Origin of the sequence: Amycolatopsis rhabdoformis, assembly GCF_035918295.1 — a bacterium.
GTDB lineage: Bacteria > Actinomycetota > Actinomycetes > Mycobacteriales > Pseudonocardiaceae > Amycolatopsis > Amycolatopsis rhabdoformis.
The window spans coordinates 3,560,047-3,578,542 of record NZ_CP142149.1; the positions used below are offsets into that span (position 1 = coordinate 3,560,047).

18 protein-coding genes and 1 pseudogene are annotated in these 18,496 nt (G+C 72.2%); 6 read left to right on the top strand and 13 right to left on the bottom strand.

The features are described 5' to 3' along the window. Positions 1-20: 20 nt before the first annotated feature. The 3 genes from VSH64_RS16200 to VSH64_RS16210 form a co-directional block, all read right to left on the bottom strand. A complete protein-coding gene (locus VSH64_RS16200; RefSeq protein ID WP_326836429.1) occupies positions 21-449 on the bottom strand; it encodes a DUF1707 SHOCT-like domain-containing protein in 429 nt (142 codons plus the stop codon). A 65-nt stretch (positions 450-514) separates the two neighbouring features. Next, positions 515-1,789 carry a sensor histidine kinase gene (locus tag VSH64_RS16205; RefSeq protein ID WP_326836430.1) on the bottom strand — a complete coding sequence of 425 codons (1,275 nt, stop codon included), beginning with the start codon at positions 1,787-1,789 and terminating at the stop codon, positions 515-517. Positions 1,790-1,793: 4 nt separating this feature from the next. Next, the gene (locus tag VSH64_RS16210; protein ID WP_326836431.1) at positions 1,794-2,486 is read right to left on the bottom strand and encodes a response regulator transcription factor; all 693 of its coding nucleotides are present in this window, start codon (positions 2,484-2,486) and stop codon (positions 1,794-1,796) included. A gap of 191 nt (positions 2,487-2,677) precedes the next feature. On the opposite strand from VSH64_RS16210, the gene VSH64_RS16215 reads away from it, so the two are divergent. From VSH64_RS16215 to VSH64_RS16225, 3 genes are read left to right on the top strand one after another with little or no spacing between them, the layout of a single operon-like run. Next, a complete protein-coding gene (locus tag VSH64_RS16215) occupies positions 2,678-3,847 on the top strand; it encodes a hypothetical protein (RefSeq protein ID WP_326836432.1) in 1,170 nt (389 codons plus the stop codon). A 27-nt stretch (positions 3,848-3,874) separates the two neighbouring features. Then, positions 3,875-4,234, top strand: a complete 360-nt coding sequence (locus tag VSH64_RS16220) for a BlaI/MecI/CopY family transcriptional regulator (protein ID WP_326836433.1) — start codon at positions 3,875-3,877, stop codon at positions 4,232-4,234. Beyond that, a complete protein-coding gene (locus tag VSH64_RS16225) occupies positions 4,231-5,253 on the top strand; it encodes a M56 family metallopeptidase (protein ID WP_326836434.1) in 1,023 nt (340 codons plus the stop codon). The genes VSH64_RS16220 and VSH64_RS16225 overlap by 4 nt, the downstream gene beginning before the upstream one ends. Positions 5,254-5,409: 156 nt before the next feature. On the opposite strand, the pseudogene VSH64_RS16230 reads toward VSH64_RS16225, so the two are convergent. Then, positions 5,410-5,865: pseudogene (locus tag VSH64_RS16230) on the bottom strand (polysaccharide deacetylase family protein); the annotation flags it as partial. Beyond that, positions 5,862-6,923, bottom strand: a complete 1,062-nt coding sequence (locus tag VSH64_RS16235) for a glycosyltransferase (protein WP_326836435.1) — start codon at positions 6,921-6,923, stop codon at positions 5,862-5,864. The pseudogene VSH64_RS16230 and the gene VSH64_RS16235, both read right to left, overlap by 4 nt. Positions 6,924-7,176: 253 nt before the next feature. Between VSH64_RS16235 and VSH64_RS16240 the strand changes: the two genes are divergently transcribed. Both VSH64_RS16240 and VSH64_RS16245 read left to right on the top strand, forming a co-directional pair. Next, positions 7,177-7,941 (top strand): COG4705 family protein, encoded by a 765-nt coding sequence (locus tag VSH64_RS16240; RefSeq protein ID WP_326836436.1) that lies wholly within the window; start codon positions 7,177-7,179, stop codon positions 7,939-7,941. Positions 7,942-7,945: 4 nt separating this feature from the next. Continuing rightward, complete coding sequence (locus VSH64_RS16245; RefSeq protein WP_326836437.1) at positions 7,946-9,076, top strand: glycosyltransferase family 4 protein; 1,131 nt, start codon at positions 7,946-7,948, stop codon at positions 9,074-9,076. A gap of 77 nt (positions 9,077-9,153) precedes the next feature. Here the strand turns inward: VSH64_RS16245 and VSH64_RS16250 are convergent, their stop codons facing one another. The 8 genes from VSH64_RS16250 to VSH64_RS16285 all read right to left on the bottom strand — a co-directional run bounded on the left by VSH64_RS16250 (position 9,154) and on the right by VSH64_RS16285 (position 17,604). Continuing rightward, a complete protein-coding gene (locus tag VSH64_RS16250; RefSeq protein ID WP_326836438.1) occupies positions 9,154-10,302 on the bottom strand; it encodes a hypothetical protein in 1,149 nt (382 codons plus the stop codon). Positions 10,303-10,353: 51 nt separating this feature from the next. Next, positions 10,354-11,892: an amidase gene (locus tag VSH64_RS16255; protein ID WP_326836439.1), complete on the bottom strand. Its 1,539-nt coding sequence runs from the start codon at positions 11,890-11,892 to the stop codon at positions 10,354-10,356. Between the two features lie 75 nt (positions 11,893-11,967). Further along, positions 11,968-12,306 carry a P-II family nitrogen regulator gene (locus VSH64_RS16260; protein ID WP_326836440.1) on the bottom strand — a complete coding sequence of 113 codons (339 nt, stop codon included), beginning with the start codon at positions 12,304-12,306 and terminating at the stop codon, positions 11,968-11,970. Next, positions 12,303-13,607 carry an ammonium transporter gene (locus VSH64_RS16265; RefSeq protein ID WP_326836441.1) on the bottom strand — a complete coding sequence of 435 codons (1,305 nt, stop codon included), beginning with the start codon at positions 13,605-13,607 and terminating at the stop codon, positions 12,303-12,305. Before VSH64_RS16265 ends, VSH64_RS16260 begins: the two co-directional genes overlap by 4 nt. 526 nt (positions 13,608-14,133) lie before the next feature. Beyond that, positions 14,134-15,324, bottom strand: a complete 1,191-nt coding sequence (locus tag VSH64_RS16270; RefSeq protein WP_326837963.1) for an FAD-dependent monooxygenase — start codon at positions 15,322-15,324, stop codon at positions 14,134-14,136. Positions 15,325-15,484: 160 nt separating this feature from the next. Further along, the gene (locus tag VSH64_RS16275; RefSeq protein ID WP_326836442.1) at positions 15,485-16,018 is read right to left on the bottom strand and encodes a hypothetical protein; all 534 of its coding nucleotides are present in this window, start codon (positions 16,016-16,018) and stop codon (positions 15,485-15,487) included. A gap of 120 nt (positions 16,019-16,138) precedes the next feature. Next, positions 16,139-16,720 carry a hypothetical protein gene (locus tag VSH64_RS16280; RefSeq protein WP_326836443.1) on the bottom strand — a complete coding sequence of 194 codons (582 nt, stop codon included), beginning with the start codon at positions 16,718-16,720 and terminating at the stop codon, positions 16,139-16,141. 113 nt (positions 16,721-16,833) lie between these two features. Then, complete coding sequence (locus VSH64_RS16285) at positions 16,834-17,604, bottom strand: FadR/GntR family transcriptional regulator (RefSeq protein WP_326836444.1); 771 nt, start codon at positions 17,602-17,604, stop codon at positions 16,834-16,836. A 171-nt stretch (positions 17,605-17,775) separates the two neighbouring features. On the opposite strand from VSH64_RS16285, the gene VSH64_RS16290 reads away from it, so the two are divergent. Next, positions 17,776-18,483 (top strand): class II aldolase/adducin family protein, encoded by a 708-nt coding sequence (locus VSH64_RS16290; RefSeq protein WP_326836445.1) that lies wholly within the window; start codon positions 17,776-17,778, stop codon positions 18,481-18,483. Positions 18,484-18,496: the final 13 nt, after the last annotated feature.

Sequence of the window (18,496 nt, forward strand, 5' to 3'; positions counted from 1 at the left end):
GCCCGAACCCCTCGGCCGCGTCAGTCGTGGCCGAAGGGGTGGTGGTGGAGGCCGTCGGTGGCGACGCCGTGGACCGCGAGCAGCAGGGTGAGGACCAGGACGAAGACGGCCGCGACGAGGAGGAAGGCGCGGCGGCGGGCCAGCGCCGCGGTGCCGGTCCGGCCGGTGAGCAGGCCGAGGTCCGTGGCGAACTGGCGGCCGGCCAGGGTCAGCACGGGGCGCCAGCCGGTGGTGGGGGCGGCCGGGGCGGGGAGGTCGGCGAGCAGCGCGGCGAGTTCGTGGCGGTAGCGGGCTTCGTAGACCGCCGTGGTTCGCTCTTCGACCTCGGTCAGCGACAGCCGACCCTCGCCGGCGGCTTTCTGCAGGGCGGCGACCGCCGTCTCGCGTTCGGCGTCGGAGCACCGGATGTTCGCGCGAGCTGCGGCTTTTCCGGCTTCGTCGGCGGTCATCGGTGCCTCCTCGCCAAGAGAAACTACTCTCATGTCGAAATTCTACATGAGAGTAGTAGTCAGCTTCAATCGTCGAGCGGGAGCAGGAGCGTGAAGACGGCGGGATGGGGCTTGGTGAGGCGGAGCCGGCCGCCTTCGGCCTCGGCGAGGCGGCGGGCCAGGGCGAGGCCGATACCGGTGCCGCGGGCGCCGGGCGAGCGGCGGTCGAAGACGTCGGTGCCGGTCACGGTGCCTTCGTCGGCGACGTCGACGGCGAGCACTTCGCCGGCGTCGCGCGCGGTGATCGACACCGTGCCGGCGCCGTGGCGCAGGGCGTTGTCGAGCAGGACGGTCATGATCTGGCGCAGCACCGGGCCCGACAGGCGAGCCCCGGCGACGACCGGTTCCACGGTGAGCACCAGCTCGCGACCGTGGCCGGCGAGCGCCGGGTGCCATTCGTGGGCGATGGCGGTGAGCTCGTCGGCAACGGCGGTGGCGTCACGCAGGGGCGGGGTGTCGCGGGCCAGCGCCAGCAGATCGGTCACGGTGCGGTCGAGCCGGCCGGTCGTGGCGACGCCCGATTCCACGACCTGACGCAGGTCGGCGCTCGGGTTTTCCAGCGCGGCCTCCAGTTGCAGGCGCAGCCCGGCGAGCGGGGTGCGCAGCTGGTGGGACGCGTCGGCGGAGAAGGCGCGCTCGCGGGCGAGCAGGTCGTCGAGGCGCACGGCCGTGGAGTCGAGGGATTCGCCGACGGAATCGATCTCCGGGATCCCGGCGCGGCTCGCGCGGATGCTGAAGTCGCCGTCGCCGAGGTCGCGCGCGGTGGCGGACAGCTGCTCGAGCGGACGCGCCAGCCGCCGGGCCTGGCGGCGCGCCACCAGGTAGGCCGACAACAGCGCGACCACGGCCAGCCCGGCCATCCCGAGCCAGGTGAGGCCGGTGTGCCTGTAGACCTCCGTGCGCGGGGTCGCGGCGCGCACGAGCGCGACGACCGTGCCGTCGTCGTCGATCGGGATGATCACCACGAGGTCGTCGTCGGTGTCCGCGGACACCACGCCGTCGCCGTGCGCCGCTTCGCCGGCCGCCGCGAGCGTGGCCGGGCCGGTGCCCGCGAGCAACGCCCCCGCGGGGCTGTAGACCGCCACCGAGGTGGGGTCCTCGGTCGTGGGCGTGCGGTCGGGGGTGCGGTGGCGCAGGATGTCGCCGGACACGTCGAGGGCGTAGGAGTCGGCGGCGCGTTCGAGCTCGGCTCGTTCGGAGGTCACGAAGTATCGCGCGACCGCCACGGCCAGCGGCGTGCCGAACAGGCCGATCGCGACCAACGCGGTGAGCAGCGTCGTCAGGACGATCCGGCGGCGCACCCGCTCACCCCTCCACGTCCTCGAGCCGGTAGCCGTGCCCGCGCAGGGTGGCGATCTCGGGCATCGGACCGGCACCACCCGCCTCGGCGAGCTTGCGCCGCAGCGTGGCGATGTGGACGTCGAGCGTTTTGGTGGAGCCGAACCAGTGCGCGTCCCACACGTCGGCCATCAGCGTCTCGCGGCTCACGGCCTTGCCCGGGTCCTGGGCGAGCCGCAGCAGCAGCTCGAACTCCTTGGCGCGCAACGGGAACTCGGCACCGTCCACCGTGACGCGGCGCGCCGCGGGGTCGATCCGCAGCCGGCCCAGGGTGATCTCGGCCAGGGAACGATCCGTGGAGTGGCGGCGCAGGTGAGCCCGCAGGCGCGCGTGCAGCTCGCCGAGCGGCACCGGCTTCACGAGGTAGTCGTCCGCACCCGCCTCCAGCCCCACCACCACGTCCATCTCGTCCGCCCGCGCGGTGAGGACCACGATCACGCACGCGGGCAGCGTGGTGCGCAGTTCGCGGCACACCTCGGTGCCGTCGAGGTCGGGTAGCCCCAGGTCGAGCAGCACGAGATCACTCGGCTGGTCCGCGACGGCCCGCAGCGCCGTGCGCCCGCAGGTGTGCCACGCGACGTCGTGCCCGTGCTGGGTCAGGCTCGTGCGCAGAACCTCACCGATGGTGCGGTCGTCTTCGACGAGAAGTACTCGGGCCATGCCCCGAGAATATCCGCTGATCCGGGCGCCGGTGCCGACGGCGATCATTTTGCCTGCCGCTAACCTGCCCGAGCGGCTCCGTTACCCGTGATCGCCGCCAAATCCGGTTCCCGTCCGGTCGGAATGCATTTTTCCTTGTTCCTAACCTTCGGCTTTCCGGGCGTGCACAGGGCCCGGAATAGCTTGCGGACATGACCACCGATCAGCTGCGCCCGCACCCGATCTCGCCCCACCCCGCACCGCGGCGACCGGCCCCGGCCAAGCCGAAAAACCGCCGGCGCCACTGGATCGTTCTCTTCGCGGTGGCGGCGCTGCTCGGTTATCCCGTCGGCACCTACACCTACGCGCTCACCTACCCCGGTGACGCGAGCCTGTCCGTCCGCACGGTGGACTGGTTGCGGGAGATCGGTTTCGGCGGGGTCGTGAACGCCGTGGAGAACTGGTGGTTCACCCGCCACCCGCCCTCGAGCGCACAGCCCGGCGCCGCGGATCTGCCCTCGCTCGACGGGCTCGGCACCGGATCCGCCGGGCCTCGGCCGCAGAACCTGGCCGTGGGGCCGACCGCGGCGAGCGGCGCGGGCGAATGGGTTCCCGGTGCGCGCAGCGGCGGCCGAATCGCCGAATACACCACCTTCGTGCAGCCCGATCCGGCCCACGCGAGCGTGGTCGCCGGGGTCGCGTGGCTGAACCAGTCACTGGTGCGCACACAATTGTTCTCCGGCACGAAAGACCCCGGCGGTCCCGGCCCCGCCGCCATTCCCGCCGAACTGCGCGGCAGCCTCGTCGCCGCGTTCAACTCCGGGTGGAAACTGAAAGACTGCGACGGCGGTTATTACCTCGACGGCCAAACGGTCGCACCGCTGCACAACGGCATGGCCTCGGTCGTGATCGACGACACCGGCCGCGTTTCGGTCGCCCAATGGGGTCGCGACGCCACGATGAACCCGCACGTGGCCGCCGTGCGGCAGAACCTCGACCTGGTCGTGGACCACGGCGCGCCCGTGCGCGGCCTCGACCTCAACCCGGCCGGTCACTGGGGCAGCGCGTCGAACCAGTTCCAGTACACCTGGCGCTCGGGCCTCGGCACCGACCGCGCCGGCAACCTGATCTACGTCGGCGGCACCGGGCTCACCCTGCACACGCTCGCCGCCGCCATGACCCAGGCCGGCATCCAGCAGGGGATGGAGCTCGACATCCACTCCCCCATGGTCACCTTCAACTCCTTCCGCCCCGACCTGCCCACCACCGCGCCGACCAAGCTGCTGCCCGCCATGCCGGGCAACCTCACCCGCTATCTCACCGCCGACCAGCGCGATTTCTTCGCCACGTCGCTGCGCGTCCCACCCACGACCACGCCGTGAGCTACGACAGCAGTGTAGATTGAAGCGATGCGCAAAGGACCGGGTGAGCTCGAAGCCGAGGTGCTGGCCGTGCTGCTCCGGCGCGGCCAGGCGTCCGCGACGCAGGTGCGCGAGTCGCTCGGCGACACCTCGCTCGCCTACACCACGGTGGTCACGATCCTCTCGCGGCTGTTCGACAAAGGCGTGCTCACCAGGGAAAAGCAGGGCCGGATGTTCGCCTACAGCCCGGTCGACGACGCTCCCGGGCTCGCCGCGCGCCGCATGAGCGCGGTCCTCGACAGCGAGCACAACCGCAAGAGCGTGCTGGCGAAGTTCGTCTCCACGCTCTCACCGGCCGACGAACACGCACTGCTGCAGTTGCTGCAGCAGGAGCGCGGAAGCAGGTGACCGTGTACCCCGGTTTGCTCGCTCCCCTCATTCTGCCGCTGCTCTCGTGGCCGGTCGCCCGCTGGCTCGCGCCGCGGATGTCGCCACCGGCGGCGACGCTGCTGCTGACCTTCCTGGCGCTGGTCTTCGCCGCCGGCAGCACCGCCGCGCTCACCCTCGGCGCGGCAGCCGGGCTGTCCGAGGTCCCGCTGGTCGCCGATCTCGGCGACTTCTCCGCCTCGGCCCTCAGTTCCACCGCCACCGTGCCCGCCGCGATCTCGATCACCTGCGGGGTCTTGCTGCCGGCCGCCGTGGTCTCGGCGACCGCGGCGGTCCGGGACCAGTGGCGCTGGTACCGGCGCGTGCACCGCGAACTCGACGAGCACTCCCCCGCCGACGGCGTGGTGATCCTGCCGGGCACCGAACCGGTCGCGTTCGCCATCGCCGGCCGCGGCGGCCGCATCGCGGTGTCCAGGGGGATGCTCGCGGCGCTCGACGGCTCCGAGCGGGCCGCCCTCCTGCTGCACGAGCGAGCCCACCTGCGGCTGCGGCACGCGAGCTACGCCGCGGCGGGTGTTCTCGCGGCGGCGGTGAATCCCCTCGTCCGCCCGCTCGTGACCACGGCCCGGTTCACGATGGAACGCTGGGCCGACGAAACCGCGGCGTCGGGAGTGGGCGACCGGCGGGTGGTCGCGACGGCGGTGGCCAAGGCCGCGCTGGCCGGCCACCAGAGCTCGTACGCGCTCGCGGCCGCGGGCGGCCCGGTTCCCCAGCGGGTGCGCGCGTTGCTGGACTCGTCACCGTCCGGTTCGGACTCCCGCCGGCGCGGTCTGCTGACCGCGGTCGCGGTGGCCGTCGTGCTCGGCGGCTGCGGCTGGTCGGCCGGCGCCGGCGCGCAGGCGGTGCTGTCGCTGCACGCCGACATCGAAGCCGCCCGGCCGGCGTCGTGCGCGCTCGAGCCCGTGGTCCCGCAGCGGCCCCACGGTCAGGCCCTGCTCACGACAGCGCGCGAGGATCACCGGGAGTGCGCCGAGCGTTGACCGCCACGCCCCGAGCGTGCCGGCGACGTCGGAGTCGTGCAGCAGGATCGTGCCACCCGGTCGCAGTCCCTTGTGGACTGTCGCGGCGACCGATTCCGGGGTGGCGCGGCGCGTCCAGTCGAAGCCCCACGTCGTCCACAGCACCGGACGCAGGCCCAGCCGGTGCGCGGCGAGCAGCGACCCGGTCGAGAACACGCCGTAGGGCGCGCGCAGCCACGTCGGCCGGGCGCCGGTCACGGACGTGATCAGGTCGGCGGTGCGGGCCAGCTCGTCGTGCAGCGCGGCTGGGGAGCGGCGCAGGAAACAGCGGTGGTCCCAGCCGTGCACGGCGAGCTCGTGTCCCGCCGCCACGATCTCGCGGCCGAGCTCCGGTGCGCGGGCGAGCTCGCGGCCGAGCACGAAAAACGTGGCGCGGGTCCGGCTCTTCTCCAGCAGGGACAGGAAAAACGGCGTCGACCGCGGATGCGGGCCGTCGTCGAACGTGAGCGCCACGTGGCCCGGGTCGCCGATGCCGGCCAGGGCGGGGGCGACCAGCCGGCGCACGGGCGGGACGAACAGCGCGGCCGGCACGGCGTGCGCCCCGACCGCGGCGAGTGCGGCGGCCCGGATCACCCCGCGACCTCGATGCGCGGCACCGGCACCGGCTCGGGCACCAACTCGGGCACCGGCTCGGGCACCGACTCCCGGTGCAGCGCCGTGCGCACGGCACCGGCGAGCGCTTCGGGCGAGCGCACCCACGGCACCGTGCCGGCGCGGTCGAGCACCGCGGAGTTGACCCGGCCGTGGCCGGGCAGGCAGCGATAGGTGAGCACCGGCAGGCCGGTGGCGAGCGCCTCGGAGGTCGTGAGCCCGCCGGCGTTCTGCACCACCAGGTCGCACGCCCGCATGAGGTCCGCCATCGTGTCCACCCACCCGAACACGTGCCGCACCCCCGCCTCGGCCAGCCGGTCGCGCAGCGCGTCGTTGCGGCCGCAGACCACCACCGGCTCGGCCACGCCGTCGGCGCGCAGGTCGGCCACCGTCCGCTCGACCTCGCCGACTCCCCACGAGCCGGACACGACCAGCGCCAGCGCGCGGTCGGCGGGCAGCCCGTACGCCAGGCGCAGCCGGGCCCGCTCGGCCCCGCCGGCCACCGGCCGGAAGTCGGGAGCGACCAGCGGCGGCCACACCTCGGTGCGCACCGCGCCCAGAGCCCGGGCCTGCTCGGCCGCGATCTCGTTGGGCGCCACCGTGAGGTCCGCCCACGGGCTCACGCACAGGCGGTGCACCGAGGGATCGGTCAGGTAGGACACCAGCGGCTGACTCATCCGCCCCTGCGCCTTGAGCCGTCCGGCCGCGAGCGTGGCCAGCGGATAGGTCGACACGACCAGGTCCGTCCCGTCGATCGCCCTCGCCAGGTTCGCCGCGGCGAGCCCGGCGACACCCCGGGCGACCGCGGCCGGCGACGGCGAGCCGAGGGCGCCCAGCAGCCAGTCCCAACTGCCGGGGGCGACCTGCAGCTGCCGGTGGTAGGCACTGCAGAGCAGCCGGCCGAGCCGCACGGGCAGCAGGTCGAGGAAGTCCACGATCTCGGTACCGGAGCCTCGCTTTCCCCAGTACCGGGCCAGTTCCTTCGCCGCGCCGTCGTGGCCCGCCCCGATCCGGGCGGACACGATCACCACTCGCTCCATGCACTCGCCTTCCAAAATTTCTACACGTTCGTAGTAAATCTACACGATCGTAGATCGACGCGTCGCGGGGGCGGGAAACCGGCCGGGAATCGCCGCGGAAAGCGGGTACACCGTACAGCCGCGAAGGTTAGCCAGGGGTTTATCGCAGGCAATTTCCTCGCAAGGCGAAAACCGGCAAAACAAGCAATAAGAACACCGGAAGAACAATCGCTCCGAGTGTTCACCCCGGATCGATGGCTGCGAGAATTTCCTTATGACGACAGCGAAGTTGGCCGAATCGGGCCACCGCGGCGCCGCCAAAGTCCCGGAGATCACCGTGGTGTTCTGGGTGATCAAAGTGCTGACGACGGGCGTCGGCGAAACCACGAGCGACTTTCTCGCGCACACCATTGATCCGGTGATCGCCGCCGGCCTGGCGGCGGTGGCATTGGCCGGTTCCCTCGTGGTGCAGTTGCGGGCCCGCGCGTACTCACCGGTGCGGTACTGGGTCACCGTGCTGCTGGTGAGCGTGTTCGGCACGATGGCCGCCGACGTCGCCCACGTGGCGCTCGGCGTGCCCTACGCGGTGTCGACGGCCGTCTTCGCCCTCGCCCTCGCCGCGGTTTTCCTGATGTGGCACCGGCTCGAGGGAACCTTGTCCATTCACGACATCCGGACTCCGCGCCGCGAGGTGTTCTACTGGCTCACCGTGGGGGTGACCTTCGCCCTCGGTACCGCGGCCGGCGACCTGACCGCGACGACGCTGGGGCTCGGGTACCTCGGCTCGGGTGTCGTGTTCGCGGTCGTGATCGCCGTTCCGCCGCTCGCGTGGCGGTTCGCGCGGCTCGACGCGGTGGCCGCGTTCTGGGCGGCCTACGTGCTCACCCGGCCGCTGGGCGCGTCGTTCGCCGACTGGCTCGGCGTGGGTCCCGAGCGGGGCGGGCTGGGGCTGGGGACGGGTCCCGTCAGCCTGGCCCTTCTGCTGGTGATCGCGGTGCTGGTCGGGTGCCTGGCCGCGGTGCGCGAGAAGGCCCGGTGACGCCGTGCGCATCGCGTTCGTGACCGAGACGTGGCTGCCCTCCACCGACGGGATCGTGACCCGCCTCCTCGCCACGGTGAGCGAGCTGCGCGAGCGGGGCCACGACGTGCTCGTGATCGCGCCCGCCGACGGCCCGGCCGAGTTTCCCGGCCCCGCGGTCGAGACCGTGCCCACGGTCGGCGCGAAGTTCCTCTACGGCGGCAAGCGCTGGGGCCTGCCCCTGCCCCGCGTCGCCCGGTTCCTGCGCGCGTTCGAGCCCGACGTGGTGCACCTCGTGAACCCGGCGTTCCTCGGCGTCGCCGGGCTGATCGCCGCGCACCGGCAGGGCCGCCCGGTCGTGGCGTCCTACCACACCGACATCGCCCGCTACGCCCGCCACTACCGGCTCGGCGGCGCCGTCCCTCTCATTTGGACGGTCCTGCGCTCGCTGCACCGCCGCGCGGAGCTCAACCTCGCCACCTCCGACGCGGCCATCACCGAACTCACCGCCCACGGCATCCCCGGCGTGCGCCTGTGGCCGCGCGGCGTCGACCTCGTCCGGTTCCGCCCCGCTCCCGCCCGCCGCACCACCGGCCGCCCGATCGCGCTCTACGTCGGCCGCCTCGCCGCCGAAAAAGGCCTGCACCGCCTGGCCTCCCTCGCCGAACCGGCCGGCGGCTTCCGCCTCGTGCTCGCCGGCACCGGCCCCGCCCGGGCCCACCTCGAACGCACACTCCCACCCGACACCGTGTTCACCGGCCTGCTCCACGGCGAAGACCTCGCCGAGGCCTACCGCGCCGCCGACCTGTTCGTGTTCCCCTCCACCACCGACACGCTCGGCCTCGTGCTGCTGGAAGCACTCGCCAGCGGACTGCCCGTGCTCGCCGCCGAAAGCCCCGCGGCCCGCAGCACGCTCGCCGGCACCACCGCCGCCCGCTTCTTCCCGGTCGACGAGCCGGTGGACCTGCCGGCGTGCGCCCGCGCGCTCCTCGCCGGCGACCACCGCGCCGAAGCCCGGCGCCACGCCGCCCAGTCCGGCTGGGACACCGCCACCGATGGACTGCTGGACCTGTACGCCGAGACGCTGGCGAGTCAGCGCAGCAAGCCGCTGCCGTACCAGTCGTCCCCGGTGCGCACGCCGGGCAAGGTGAAGTAGTAGCCGCCGGCGTCAGGATGTGCCGGCTGGGACCGCGGCCGCCGGATCCGGATGGGCCTATGCGCGACCGTTGACGGCTATGCCGTGGCGCTCGCGGTCCGCAATGTCCCTTCGGCGAGCACGTGTCCGGCCTTCACCGCACTGCCGAGGTGGGGAGCGTCGAACCAGTCCGGCCCGAGGTCGTCCCAGGCGAAGATTTCCCCGGCGATCCGCAGTGCCCTTGCGTCGTCGGCGTGCAGCAGCGCTTCCGCGAGGCGCAGGTACTCCCCGGGTTGCCGTCCGGCGTGGTCGGCCGCCATCGTCGCCACGTCCTCGACGATTCTTCGGCCCTGGCTCGGGTAGAGCGCGGCCAGGCAAGCGAGCACGTACCGGATCGCTTCCGGCTCGGCGGTCCACCGGGCCAGAAGCGCGGGCAGTTGCTCGCCGACGGCGAGGTGCACCTCCGTGGTCCAGGGTGCGGCCCCGGGAGCCCGGCCTCGCGCCGCGGCACGGTCGGCGTCACCGAGCAGGCTGACGGGGCGGCAGTCGGCGGCGATGACCAGCCACAGACAGAGGTCGAGCCGTCGCTGCGCGGGCAGTCCGCCGGTGGTGAGCAACCGGCCGACGAAGGGCAGTGCCGGGGCGGTCGCGGAGTAGCAGGTTCCTTGGTGGAGCAGATTGTCGCCGAAGAGCTCGTCGAGGACGGCGTCCCACCCGTCGTCGTTCTGCGCGAGCGCCCGGATCAGCTGGGGGGTGTCCCCAGCCGGACCGTGGGCGTGCCCGAGCCGGGACCACTCGATCTCGTCCAGCCCGGACAGGTCGACGGGCGCGTCGACCTCGGCCGCGCTGTCCGGCGTCAACGCCAGGGCACCCGGCGGTGGGGCGGGCATGATGCGGACGACCGGAACCGGTGGACGCGCACCCGGATTGGTACGCACAACCGGTGCTTCGCTGAGTTGCGTGAACATGCCCGGTTCACCACGGCCACCGCCGTAGGGGTAGCCGCCGTGAGCTCGAGCCATCACCGTGGCGGCCTTGCCGACCGCGTCGATGGTGCGATGCCCCTCGTCGTCGGCCGGGTACGGTCCTTCGTCCAGCGCACTGACCAGCCAGCCCTCGGGCGGTCCCGGGCGCGCGACCACCCGCGCGAAACCGTAGGCGGCCAAGGCTTCGGCCAACGCCTCGGCGCTCGCCCGGTCGGCGACCGCGTAGTCGTGCGTGCCCGCCATTGCCGACCACCCGGTCATGTCCGCTCCCCGCTTTCGCTTGTGTACGGGGGAAAGACTGCCACGCCAGGTTCAGGACGTCGCCGCCACCGCCCTGGTCGGAGCCGGGAAACCGCCCACCGCCTGTTCATACGCATGAGCCACCCGCAGCACCGTGGCGTCGTCGAAGCGTTTGCCGATGAGCATCATGCCGGTGGGCAGGCCGTTGACGAGGGCGGCCGGGACGCTGCAGGCCGGGTGGCCGGTCACGTCGAAGGGGGCGGTGTTGCCGATCATCGACAGGGCCGTGTCGAGGTAGTCGGCGAGGGACACGTCGGGCGGGGGCAGCTCGCGGGCGGTGTAGGGCAGGGTCGGCATCACGAGGACGTCGTGGTCGGCCAGGGCGGTGTCGTAGGCGGCGCGCAGTTCGAAGGAGAGGTTGCGGGCCATGGCGTAGTACTTGCCGCCGCCGAGTTCGTAGGTGTGGCGGCCCGAGAGGCCGACGAGCTGGACCGTTTTGGAGAGCTCGCGGCCGCGCGCGACGCGGCCCTGGAAGTAGTGCGCGACCAGCTCCGGGTCGTACTGGCCCCAGGTGCCCATGCCGTACCCGTTGCCGTCGAGCATCTGGTACGCGGCGCCTTCGGTCGCGATCACGTTCCACACCGCCATGGCGTCGAGGTGCCACGGGATGGAGACCTCGTCGGCGCTCAGCCCGGCCGAGCGCAGCACCTCCACCGCTTCGCGGACCGAATCGTCGACGCCGGCCTCCGACACGGGCGTGCCGAAGCCTTCGCGCACCACGCCGACGCGCAGGCCGGACGCGCTCTCGCCCAGGGCGGCCACGTAGTCGACCGGGTCGAGCGCCGTGGGCTGGCGGGAGTCGTATCCGTCCGCACCGGCCAGCACGCTCAGCATCAACGCGGCGTCGGCCACCGTGCGGGTCATCGGGCCGAGGTGGTCGATCGTCTGCTCGATCGGGAACGCGCCGGTGTAGGGCACCAGCCCGTACGTCGGCTTGTGCCCCACGACCCCGGTGAACGACGCCGGGATCCGCACCGAGCCGCCCTGGTCCCCGCCGACCGCCAGGTCGACGTCGCCGTTGGCCACCAGCGCGGCGCTGCCGCTCGAGGAGCCGCCGGCGTTGCGGGCGAGGTCCCACGGGTTGCGCACCGGCCCCGGCCACGACGTGAAGCTGCCCCCGGAGAAACACAGGTCTTCGCACGTCGACTTGCCGGTGATGGTGGCGCCCGCGGCGAGCAGCCGGCGCACGACCGTGGCGTCGCGCCTCGGCACGAAGCCGTCCATCGACGCCGACCCGTTGACCATGGGCACGCCGGCCACGGCGATGTTGTCCTTCACCACGACCGTCTTGCCCGCCAGCGGGCCCTCGGCCGTCTCGCTGATCGTGGTCCGCACCGACCAGGCGTTGAGCGGGTTGTCGGCCGGCAGTGAGGACTCCCGCACCGGCGGCTCGGGCGCGGACCGGCGGTAGAGCCGCTCGACCTCCTCCGACGCCGCCAGTGTCCCCTCGACCGCGGGGACGAACTCCCCGATCTCGGCCGGGGTCAGGTCGAAGCCGTAGTGCCGGGACAGCGCCGCGAGCCTTGCCGCATCGGGCACAGGAATAGCCATGACCGCTCCCTCGAGGTCGGCGATGCGGTCGAACCTAGGGAGAATTTGGCGGCACGTCAACGCACGAGCCGAGGCCTACAGCGCGTCGGACCCGCGTTCGCCGGTACGCACGCGCACGACGGTCTCCACCGGCGTGACCCAGATCTTGCCGTCGCCGATCTTGCCGGTGTGGGCGGTCTCGCACACGGTGCGCAGCACGGTCTCGACCTGCTCGTCGTCGAGGAGGATCTCGAGGCGGAGCTTGGTGATGAAGTCGATCGCGTACTCGGCGCCGCGGTAGATCTCGGTGTGGCCCTTCTGGCGGCCGTACCCGCGGACCTCGGTGACCGTCATCCCCGCGATGCCCAGCTCCTGCAGTGCCACCCGGACGTCGTCCATCACGAACGGTTTGACGACGGCGGTCAACAGCTTCATCGAGTCTCCTCGCGCGCGGGCCGGTGGTGGTCGCCGGCAGTCACGCCGGCCCGGCGTCCGGATTGGACTGCCAGCTCGTACGCGCCTTCCGCGTGCTCAGCCTCGTCGACACCGTCGATCTCGGCCTCGCGATCGAGCCGGAATCCCATGAACTTGTGCATGATCCAGCCGATCAGGAAGGTCACGACCAGCGAGTAGCCTAGTACCGCGAAGGTTCCGGCGGCCTGGCGCCACAGCTGGCCGAACCCGCCGCCGTAGAAGAGGCCGTTCACCCCCTGCGGATCCACGCCCACGGTCGCGAACAACCCGATCAGCAGCGTCCCGATCAGGCCGCCGATGCCGTGCACCGCCACCACGTCGAGCGAGTCGTCGAACCCGAACCGGTACTTCAGGCCCACCGCGAACGAGCACACCACGCCCGCGACCAGGCCGATCGCGATCGCGCCGAGCGGTTCGACGTAGGCGCACCCGGGCGTGATCCCCACCAGCCCGGCCACCGCGCCGGACGCCGCGCCGAGCGTGGTCGGTTTGCCGTCGCGGAACTGCTCCACGAGCAGCCACCCCAGCACCGCGACCGCCCCGGCGACGGTGGTGTTCAGGAACGAGGTGGCGGCCAGGTTCTTCGCCGCCAGCGCGGAGCCGGCGTTGAACCCGAACCAGCCGAACCACAACAGCCCGGCGCCGAACATCACGAACGGCAGGTTGTGCGGCCGCACGATCTGCCGCGGCCAGCCGTGCCGGCGCCCGAGCACCACCGCCAGCGCCAGCGCGGCGGCCCCGGAGTTCACCTCCACGACGGTGCCGCCCGCGAAGTCCAGCAGGTGCAGCTTGCTCGCGATCCAGCCGTCGGGCGCGAAGACCCAGTGCGCCACCGGCAGGTACACCAGCGTGACCCACACGACGGAGAACACCGTCCAGGTCCAGAACCGCGCCCGCTCGGCGATCGCGCCGGCCAGCAGCGCCACCGTGATCACCGCGAACATCATCTGGAACGCGACGAACGCATACAGCGGCACCTGGTTGCCCGCCGGCCCCACGGTCTGCTGCGCGACCCCGCGCAGCCCGGCCAGCCGCAGATCACCCAGCAGCCCACCGAACCAGTCCGCACCGAACGCGAGGGAGTACCCGTACACCACCCACACGAGGCCGACGGTCGCGAGGCAGATGAACGTCATCGCCATCACGTTCAGCACGCTGCGGGCCCGCACCATGCCGCCGTAGAACAGCGCGAGGCCCGGCGTCATCAGCATCACCAGTGCCGCGCTGACGAGCAACCACGCCGTGCTTCCCGTATCCACCACGCCCGGTTTCTCCTCGTGTCGCCGACCTGCGGCAGGAAATTAACCGGGTGGTGTTACCGCCGTGTTTCCGTGGTGAGTCCGCTGTTCACTCGGAATGGGGCAAAACGGGCTAATCGGAGGTATGGCATCGGTGATCCGGTGTGGACCGTCCGAAAAGGACACTTCGATGGCCGGTCACCGGCCCTTGCCCGGTGCAGTGCACCTTCGGGCTTCCCCACGCGTTGTCGGCGCGCCTTCGTGTCGAGCACCGTGAGCCGGCTGATCCCGGTGATCTCGACGTCGAGGTGCTGGGGCCGGTCGGCGAGCGTCGCGTCCGCACCGGCGATCTCCGCGCCGTCGGATCGCACGCCGCAGTGGCCGCGAATGCCGTTCGGATAGGCCGCGGTGCCGATGGTGATCGACGAGACCGGCGAATGGCCGCGCGAGCACAGTCGGGAAGTTCCGCGCGAACGCGACGAACCACCGCGGCGCCCCGGGTTCCGCTGACGGCGCGGACGAATGCCCGGCGGAACGCCGCCGGTGGTGGTTACGCTGTGGCCGGCGGCCCAGCCTGCGGACGGGAATCCGGCACCCCCGCGTAGTCGGGCAGCTCGACGCCGTTGAGGGCGCGGTTGATCAGGTCCGCGAACCACTCGCTCGCGTAGTCCACGGCCGGTTCGGCGTCCGGCGCGGCGTCGCGGCTGTTGGCGTGCAGGCGGCCGATCTCCTGGTTGGCCTCGACGAACGACCGCATCCGCTCCTCGTACGCGGCGAAGCCGGCCTCCGGGTCCCACCCGGCGGCAGCCAGCTCGCCCGCGAGGAGGTAGGCGCCGACGAGGGCCAGGCCGGTGCCCTGCCCGGACAACGGCGACGAGCTGAACGCCGCGTCGCCGAGGAGGGCGACGCGGCCGGTGGACCAGCGGTCCATCACGACCTGCGCGACCTGGTCGAGGTAGAAGTCGGGGGCGTCGTCCAGGTGGGCGAGGATGCGCGGCGTCCACCAGCCCAGGCCGGCCATGCGCTCGCGCAGCAGGCGTTTCTGCGCCTTGATGTCGCGGTAGTCGACGTCGAAGTCGGGCGCGGAGAAGGAGAGCATGGCCATCGCGACGGAGGCGTCGCGCAGGGGCCGCAGGCCGGCGGAGCGCCCGGACTCCTGGTGGTCGATCAGCCACCGCTCCAGCCCGAACTCGTTGGGCACGGTGTAGAACGCCAGCACCTGCCCGAGGTGGCGCACGAACCGCTCGCGCGGCCCGAACACCATCGACCGCAACGCCGAGTGCAGCCCGTCCGCCCCGATCACCAGGTCGAACCGCCGCCGCCCACCGCTCGCGAAGGTCACGTCGACCCCGTCCGCGTCCTGGGCGAGCTCGGCGATCCGGTCGCCGAACACGTACTCGACCTCGTCGCGGGTGTCGTCGTACAGCACCTGCGACAGGTCCCCGCGCAGGATCTCGATCTCGGAGATGTAGCCGTCGCCGCCGTCGTCCTCCGCACTGAAGGTCTCGAGCACGGTGCCGTCCGCGTCCACCGTGTACGCGCCGGCGGTCTCGGTACGGGCCGCGCGCACGGCCGCGTCCAGCCCCATCCGCCGGATCACCTCTTTGGTCACGCCGCGCGCGTCCACCGCCTGCCCACCGGGGCGCAGGCCGGACGCCCGCTCGACCACGGTCACCTCGGCCCCGCGCCGCCGCAGCCAATGGGCCAGCGCAGGCCCCGCGATGCTCGCTCCGGCCACCAACACCTTGGTACCGCTCACTGCCGCCCCCAGCTCACCCGGTCCGAAATGGTGTCCGGATCGTACAGTGGTGAGCGGCTTGGAGAGCGCAAGTCGTGGTGGCCGGTTCGCCGGAGACTGCCGATCGTGCGCCGCGGCCACGCGACGGACGATCACTCCTTCGCTACTGCTGATACGGACCCTGCGGTTGCTGGTATCCCGGTGGCGGAGGCTGCTGAAACCCTTGCGGCGGTGGGAATTCCTGCTGCTGGAACCCGGGCTGATGCGGGAAACCTTGCTGCATTCCCGGCTGCTGCTGAAAGTTCTGCCCAGCAGGGAACCCCTGCGGCGCGAACGCCGACTGCTCGCCCGGCCCCACCGGGGCCACACCCGCGCCGGATCCCCTGTTCGCCCGGCGGCGGATCGCGACGACCAGGCGCCACCCGCACGCACCGGCGATGGCGGTGCCGATGCCGAAGGTCACCCAGCGGCCGCCGCCTTCGAAGGTTTTGGCGTCGGCGACGGATTCCTGGAGTTTTTCTTCGTAGGTCTCGGTCGCCGTGAGGCCGTACTGGGTCCGCTCGCAGGTGTCGCCCGGTTTCATGTGCTCGCTGCCGCACAGGACCGTGCCGCTCGCGCTGCCGGAGCCGAACAGGCCGAGCGCCATCAGCGCGAGCCCGAACAGCGCGCCGATGGACCACCACACCACGCTTTTCATCGCTTCCCCCCTCGGGACCAAAACGGATACCGGGGGATATCAGACCACAAAACGTACTGTGACGGGTGTGCTTTCGATGTAACAACCGAAAGAGTGAACCCGAACCCGCACAAGGGCAGCTCAGCCGCGGACCTCGCCGTTGACCAGCGGCGCGAGGACGGCGGCGTAATCGGCGTCCTCGGGTTCAGTGTCGACGTGGGCGTCCTCCGGGTACACCGCCGGGCACCGGACCCGCCCGTCGACCACGACGGACGTCACCCGCCGACCGGTGCGGACCTCGTAGACGTCGACCGGGAACCGGCCCTGGTCGATCGAGGCGGGCGTCGCGTCACCGTAGAAGCAGCTCAGCTGCGGCCCGGGCCGCCGAGGATCGACGGGGCGCCGGCAGCCCACGAGCTGAACGCTGCCCGCCGAGGACGAGCCGGCGCTCGTGTAGTCCGGGAAATCGGGCCGGTTGGGCGCGAAGACCACGATCGGGTGCGGCGCGGGGCCGGTGTAGGCGTCGACCCTGGAGTAGCTCTGCTCCCCGGTTCCCGGCTCGCACAGGGTCCGCAGGCTCGCCACGTCGGCCGGAACGCCGGCCGCGTAAGGCCGCACCACTGCCAGCCACACGACCACCACCACGACGACCAGCCCGAGCAGCACCCACCGTCGCCGCTTCTTGAACCCGCCCCACCGCTTCGCCCGGCCACCGGCTTCCACGCGAACGTCCCTTCCTCGCCGCGGTTTTACCAGAGGGGACGACGGCGACGCCGACTCGGAAAGCGCGTCCCCGGAACCGCGACGACAACCGATCAGCCGTCCCGCGGAGTCGTTCAGTCCTTCTCGCGCGAAGCCTGCACGCGGGCGATCCGCTGCGAAGTCCGGCGCAGGTGCTTGGCCATGATGTCGCGCGCCTTCTCGGCGTCCCGCGCGGCGATGGCCTCCACGATCTCGCGGTGTTCGTTCACACCCCGGTGGCCCATCAGTGGCGCGGCGACCTGGGCCTCGCGCAGTGACATCAGCAGCGGGCCGTGGAAGGAGTGCACCAGCATCTCGATGGCGGCGTTGTGCGCGCACTTCGCGACGCGGATGTGGAACGCCGCCGACATCTCCATGCTGTACTCGCCGCGTTTGAGCGCGGCCTGGTGCTCGGCCGTGAGCTCGCGCAACTCGGCGAGGTCCTCGTCGGTGGCCCGGTCGATCACCAGGTCGACGATGCCGAGCTCCACCACCTGGCGGGCCTCGATGACCTCCGGGCCCGTCATCGGCGAGAGGTTCACCAGGTCGGCCAGGTTCGCGCCGAGCGTGGTCGACGAGGGTGTGGTGACGAACGCGCCGCCGCGTGCGCCGACCTTGATGGCGACCAGGCCGGCCGCCTCCAGCACGCGCAGGGCCTCGCGCACGGTGACCCGGCTGACGCCCATCTGCTCGCACAGGTTGCGCTCGCTCGGCAGCCGGTCGCCGGGGCGCAGTTTGTCGGCGCGGATGAGGGAGCGGATCTGCTCGACGATGACCTCCGACATCCGGTTGGAGGACACCACGTCGAACAGTCCGGCGTCCGCCCGCGGAGCGGCCGCGGACCCACCCGACCCTGTTGCTGCCATGCGCCGATTCTCTCACAGCCGCGCGAAAACCTCGTCGCCGAAGCGCCCGAAGCGCCCGGCCGGAGGGTTGACCCGCAGCTGGCGGGCGCCTTATGGTCGTAACGTTGTTCGGACTAACCAATAGACCAGCGCTGGCAAACCAGGCACAGTGCGAACCGACCAGGAGGCACCGTGAGGGAGTCCGTCGCGCTCGCCTGCCGGGTGCTCGCCGCCACCGGCCTCGTCGAGCACGTGCTGGGCCACATCAGCGTGCGCACCTCGCCGGACGAGCTGCTGGTGCGCTGCCGCGGCCCGCGCGAATCCGGCCTGCGCTACACCACGGCCGAGGACATCCGGCCGGTGCCGCTGCACGGCCGCCCCGACGCCGGCGAGTGGAGCGTGCCCAACGAGCTGCCGATCCACACCGAGGTGCTCCGCCGCCACCCCGACGTGACGGCCGTGGTCCACGCGCACCCGCCCGCGGTGGTCACGATGTCGCTGGCCGGGCTGCCGTGGCTGCCGCTCTTCGGCGCCTACGACATCCCGGCCGCGCGGCTCGCCGCCGACGGCATCCCCGTGTGGCCGCGCTCGGTGCTGGTGAACGACCACGACCTCGCGGGCCGGATGGCCGACGCGCTCGGCGAGCGGCCGGTGCTCGTCCTCAGTGGACACGGGCTGGTCAGCGTCGCCGGCGGTGACCCCGAGACGGCGGTGGCGCAGGCCGTGTTGCAGGCCATGGCCGTCGACTCGCTCGCGCGCCACACCCTCGCCCTCGTCCAGGCCGGCGGCAAGCCGGTGGCGATCCCCGACGAGGACCTCGCGCTCCTGCCCGACCTGGGCGGGGCGTTCACCGTCGCGACCATGTGGCGCCACGTGGTGCGGCGCACCGAAAACCCCTGAAGTCCCCTCGAGT

Coding starts and splice junctions, on each gene's coding strand:
- VSH64_RS16250 (WP_326836438.1), bottom strand. CDS start 10,302: ATGACCGGGTGGTCGGCAATGGCGGGCACGCACGACTACGCGGTCGCC.
- VSH64_RS16200 (WP_326836429.1), bottom strand. CDS start 449: ATGACCGCCGACGAAGCCGGAAAAGCCGCAGCTCGCGCGAACATCCGG.
- VSH64_RS16240 (WP_326836436.1), top strand. CDS start 7,177: ATGACGACAGCGAAGTTGGCCGAATCGGGCCACCGCGGCGCCGCCAAA.
- VSH64_RS16210 (WP_326836431.1), bottom strand. CDS start 2,486: ATGGCCCGAGTACTTCTCGTCGAAGACGACCGCACCATCGGTGAGGTT.
- VSH64_RS16255 (WP_326836439.1), bottom strand. CDS start 11,892: ATGGCTATTCCTGTGCCCGATGCGGCAAGGCTCGCGGCGCTGTCCCGG.
- VSH64_RS16285 (WP_326836444.1), bottom strand. CDS start 17,604: ATGGCAGCAACAGGGTCGGGTGGGTCCGCGGCCGCTCCGCGGGCGGAC.
- VSH64_RS16275 (WP_326836442.1), bottom strand. CDS start 16,018: ATGAAAAGCGTGGTGTGGTGGTCCATCGGCGCGCTGTTCGGGCTCGCG.
- VSH64_RS16215 (WP_326836432.1), top strand. CDS start 2,678: ATGACCACCGATCAGCTGCGCCCGCACCCGATCTCGCCCCACCCCGCA.
- VSH64_RS16235 (WP_326836435.1), bottom strand. CDS start 6,923: ATGGAGCGAGTGGTGATCGTGTCCGCCCGGATCGGGGCGGGCCACGAC.
- VSH64_RS16260 (WP_326836440.1), bottom strand. CDS start 12,306: ATGAAGCTGTTGACCGCCGTCGTCAAACCGTTCGTGATGGACGACGTC.
- VSH64_RS16220 (WP_326836433.1), top strand. CDS start 3,875: ATGCGCAAAGGACCGGGTGAGCTCGAAGCCGAGGTGCTGGCCGTGCTG.